This window comes from Allosphingosinicella sp., assembly GCF_036570505.1.
Classification (GTDB): Bacteria; Pseudomonadota; Alphaproteobacteria; order Sphingomonadales; family Sphingomonadaceae; genus Allosphingosinicella.
Map to the genome: position 1 here is coordinate 1 of NZ_DATCYB010000033.1, position 4577 is coordinate 4577.

The window sequence follows — 4577 nt, forward strand, 5'->3', positions numbered from 1 at the left end:
CATCACGATCGTCGTCTTGTCGAGCGGCCTTTATCTCTGGCTTGCCCGGAACCGGCGCCCAATCGAGGCAATCGTGGCCGAGATCGAGAGCGGCGGCGGAAGCGAGGCCGAGCCCATCAGGAGGGCGGCATGAAGCCCGGCGCGAGGCGGCAGACGCCCGTGTTCGCCATTCCGGCAATCATTGCCATCGCCACCCTCATCGGCCTTGTCGGCGGTCTGGTCGGTGACGGCGCGGCCGATCTCGTCTCGTGGCTCGCGTTGGGATCGTGCCTGGTTACAATCGGCTGGAGCCTTCGCAAGCGAGCCTGACGGCTTTCAGGATCGCTCGTGGTCGCATCAACGACCTAAACAGGCGCAAAGCTGACCTGACTAAACCAGTCGCTAAAATGAGAAAGGACGTCACGGGCGGCCGTGACGTCGGACGGGTTCGGCTCGATGCGAGCGAGCCGCCCCCGCCGGCCGGTCGGGTCCGACTCAGGCGGCCGCCGTCGGCCGCGTGCCGCGCTCGCTTCACTACCGCAGGGCGGACTAAACGAGCCGAGACTGCTTCACCGCCGCCTCGATAAAGCTCGCGAACAGCGGATGCGGATCGAAAGGCTTGCTCTTCAGCTCCGGGTGGAACTGGACGCCGACGAACCAGGGGTGGTCCGGCCGCTCGACGATTTCGGGCAAGGCGCCGTCGGGGCTCATGCCGGAGAAGATGAGGCCGCCTTCCTCCAGCCTGGGCATGTAGTGGGCGTTGACTTCGTAGCGGTGGCGGTGGCGTTCGCTGATGGTGTTGGCGTTGTAGATGGAGGCGACGTGGCTGTTGGGGCTGAGGCGCGCGTCATAGGCGCCGAGGCGCATGGTGCCGCCCAGGTTGCCGCCCTCGGCCCGGCGCTCCAGCCCGGCCTTGCTCATCCATTCGGTGATGAGGCCGACGACGGGCTCCTCGGTGTAACCGAATTCGGTGGTGCTGGCCTTGTCGAGGCCGACGGCGCGGGCGGCGTCGATGCAGGCCATCTGCATGCCGAGGCAGATGCCGAAGAAGGGGACGTTGCGCTCGCGGGCGAAGCGGACGGAGGCGATCTTGCCTTCGCTGCCGCGCTCGCCGAAGCCGCCGGGGACGAGGATGCCGTGGACGGGCTCCAGCATCGGGGCGACATTGTCGCCCTCGTCGGAGAAGAGCTCGGCGTCGAGCCAGTTGATGCGGACCTTGACGCGGTTGGCCATGCCGCCGTGGATCAGCGCCTCCGTCAGGCTCTTGTAGGCGTCGGGCAGGCCGACATATTTGCCGACGACGCCGATCGTCACCTCGCCCTCGAAATGCTCCTGCCGGTCCATGATGTCCTCCCAGCGGGAGAGATCCGGATCGGGCGCGTCGTCGATGCCGAAGGCGCGCAGGACTTCCGCGTCGAGGCCTTCGCGATGGTATTGGAGGGGAACCGCGTAGATGCTCTTCGCGTCCAGAGCGGGGATGACCGCTTCCTTCCGGACATTGCAGAACTGGGCGATCTTCGCGCGCTCGCCGTCGGGCAGAGGGCGATCGACCCGGCAGAGGAGGAGATCGGGCTGGATGCCGAGCGAGGTCAGGTCGCGGACGCTGTGCTGCGTGGGCTTGGTCTTCAGCTCGCCGGCGGCGGCGATATAGGGGACGAGGGTGGTGTGGATGCTAACCGTGTTCTTGCGGCCGCTCTCGTCGGTGCCGAGATCGTTCCTCAGCTGGCGGATCGCCTCCATGAAGGGAAGGCTTTCGATGTCGCCGACCGTGCCGCCTATCTCGCAGATGAGGAAATCGAGGTCGTCGACGTCGGCGCGGGCGAAATCCTTGATCTCGTTGGTGACGTGCGGGATCACCTGGACGGTGGCCCCGAGATAGTCGCCGCGCCGTTCGCGGGCGATGATGTTGGAATAGATGCGGCCCGTCGTGATGTTGTCCGACTGGCGGGCGGCGACGCCGGTGAAGCGCTCGTAATGCCCCAGGTCGAGATCGGTCTCGGCGCCGTCGTCGGTGACGTAGACCTCGCCATGCTGGTAAGGCGACATCGTGCCCGGATCGACGTTCAGATAGGGATCGAACTTGCGGATGCGGACCTTGTAGCCGCGCGCCTGGAGGAGGGCCGCGAGCGACGCCGCCATGAGTCCTTTGCCGAGCGAGGAGACCACGCCGCCGGTGATAAAAATGAACCGCGCCATGGGAGACGAGGCTTAAGCGGTGGCGCGGGAAAAGGGCAAGGGCGAGAATCGCGAATTCCGATCAAAGTGGTACTTTGATCGGGGGCAAGGGGAATTTTAGCGCCGCCCTTTCCGTCGATGGAGAGAGTTGGGTGGAATCTCGGAGCGTGCTTATTCCGCCAGGGGAACTTCGCCCTGCGTGTTCGCGGGTGCCTGAGCGTTATCGGCTTTCGCCGCGATTCCGGCTAGCGGATCGCCGGTCGCCAGGGGCACATCGCCCGGCGCGGTGATCGGAGCCGCCGGAGCCGCCTCGCGGGCGAGCGATGTGTCGATGCTGGTGGTGCCCGAGCGGTCGACGGCGGCGAGGCCGGCGAGCACGATCGAAAGCAGCACGAACAAGGTGGCGAGGACGGCGGTGGCGCGGGTCAGGAAATCCGCGGCGCCGCGGGCGGACATCAGGCCCGACGTCGAACCGCCGACACCGAGGCCGCCGCCTTCCGAACGCTGCATCAGGATGACGGTGACCAGCGAAGCGGCGACCAGCGTCTGGACGATGAGAAGGAAGGTGAACATAAGACGGGCGACTTTCGATCTGGTCGTCACCCCGGCGAAGGCCGGGGTCTGGTTGAGTAAGGCCGTGACTTCTTGTCCCGAGATGCCAGCCTTCGCCGGCATGACGGATTGGGGCGATCTAGTCGAAGCGGACGCCGGGTTCAACCGGCGCGCTTCCCGCCGGATCAGCCCGCCGCGGCCTGGATGATGGGGACGAACTGGGCGGCGGTGAGACTGGCGCCGCCGACGAGGGCGCCGTCGACGTCCTCGACGGCGAAGATGGCGGCGGCGTTGTCGGCCTTGACCGAGCCGCCGTAGAGGATGCGGATGCGGCCGCCGCGCTCGCCGAAGCGTTCGACGAGGGCGGCGCGGATGGCGGCGTGCATCTCGGCGACGTCGTCGGGCGTGGCGACGTTGCCGGTGCCGATCGCCCAGATCGGCTCATAGGCGACGACGAGCTCGCCTTCATGGGCGTCCTCGGGCAACGAGCCCTTCAATTGCCCGGTCACCACCGCGACATGATCGCGGGCGGCGCGGTCCGTCTCGGATTCGCCGACGCAGACGATGGCCTGGAGACCGTGGCGCAGCGCCGTATCGGCCTTGGCGCGGACGTCGGCGTCGGTCTCGTGATTTTCGGCCCGGCGCTCGCTGTGGCCGACAATGACGAGGCGGGCATGGGCTTCCTTGAGCATCGCGGCGGAGACGCTGCCGGTATGGGCGCCTTCCTCCGCCGCGTGGACGTCCTGCGCACCGATGGCGAGCCCGTTCGAGCGGGCGACGGCGGGCGCGATCAGGGTGAAGGGCGGGCACAGCGCGACATCGACCCCGGCGGCCTTCCTGGCGGCTTTGGCGATGGCGGCGATCTCTCCCAATTGGTGGAGATTGCCGTTCATCTTCCAGTTGCCGACGACGAGCTTGCGGTGCACTTCGATTCCTTTTCACGAGTATAGGGATAACGCGCCTAGCAAGGGGTCGGGCGCGCGCCAAGCTTGCCGCGACCATTTGCCGCTCCTATGAGGTTCGGCTCATCGCTTTCAGCCCGGATACTCCATGCTCAAAATCTTTCGTAGCGGCGCTTCGTCCAAAATCCTGTTCGGCTTCCTCGGCCTCGCCTTGTTCGCGATGGTGGTGACCGGGTTCGGCACGGGCGGCGGGGGGCTGGGCGATCTTGGCGGCGGCGGCGACACCATCGCCGAGGTAGGGAGCGGCCGGATCGGATCGACCGAAGTTGCCGACCAGGCCAACCGCCAGTTCGCCCGGGCGCGCGATCAGCAGCCGGACCTCGACATGGGCGCGTTCCTGAGGAGCGGCGCCCTCGGCGAGATTATCGACCAGATGATCTCCCAGACCGCGCTCGGCGTCTTCGGTCGCGATCAGGGGCTGGTCGCGTCCAAGCGCATGGTCGACGGCGAGATCGCCAGCATTCCCGCCTTCCAGAACCTCGCCGGCCAGTTCGACGAGAACGCCTTCCGCGCCGCCCTCGCCCGCGAGAATGTCAGCGAGGCCACCTTGCGCAATGAAATCGCGAGCACGCTGATCGCACGCCAGCTGCTGCTTCCCGCCGCCGGATCGCCCAAGGTTCCGGACGCACTGGCGCGCCAATATGCCACGCTGCTGCTCGAGCAGCGCACCGGCAGCATCGGCATCGTCCCGGCCGAGGCGATGGGCGCGGGCACCGAGCCGAGCGCCGCCGAGATCGCCGCCTTCTACAAGGAGAATGAGGCGCGCTACACTATCCCCGAGCGCCGCGTGCTGCGCTTCGCGACTTTCGGGGCGGGGCAGGTCGCCAATGTAGCACCGACCGACGCCGAGATCGCCGCCTTCTATCAGGCCAATGCCGCCCGATATGGCGCCAAGGAGACACGGACCTT

5 protein-coding genes are annotated in these 4577 nt (G+C 67.1%); 2 read left to right on the forward strand and 3 right to left on the reverse strand.

The genetic code is table 11. From position 1 onward, the window contains the following. Positions 1 to 129: 129 nt before the first annotated feature. Positions 130 to 309, forward strand: coding sequence for a hypothetical protein (locus VIR62_RS02525; protein ID WP_431868429.1), 180 nt, complete (start codon positions 130 to 132; stop codon positions 307 to 309). A gap of 219 nt (positions 310 to 528) precedes the next feature. Here VIR62_RS02525 and VIR62_RS02530 read toward each other — a convergent pair whose 3' ends face one another. From VIR62_RS02530 to tpiA, 3 genes are all read right to left on the reverse strand, one after another. Next, on the reverse strand, positions 529 to 2175 hold the full coding sequence (locus tag VIR62_RS02530) for a CTP synthase (RefSeq protein WP_431868431.1): 1647 nt from the start codon (positions 2173 to 2175) through the stop codon (positions 529 to 531). A gap of 150 nt (positions 2176 to 2325) precedes the next feature. Further along, complete coding sequence (gene secG / locus VIR62_RS02535) at positions 2326 to 2727, reverse strand: preprotein translocase subunit SecG (protein ID WP_431868433.1); 402 nt, start codon at positions 2725 to 2727, stop codon at positions 2326 to 2328. 164 nt (positions 2728 to 2891) lie between these two features. After that, on the reverse strand, positions 2892 to 3632 hold the full coding sequence (tpiA, locus tag VIR62_RS02540; RefSeq protein WP_431868434.1) for a triose-phosphate isomerase: 741 nt from the start codon (positions 3630 to 3632) through the stop codon (positions 2892 to 2894). A gap of 124 nt (positions 3633 to 3756) precedes the next feature. On the opposite strand from tpiA, the gene VIR62_RS02545 reads away from it, so the two are divergent. Next, positions 3757 to 4577, forward strand: an 821-nt coding sequence (locus VIR62_RS02545) for a SurA N-terminal domain-containing protein (protein WP_431868435.1), incomplete at its 3' end; no start/stop codon positions are given.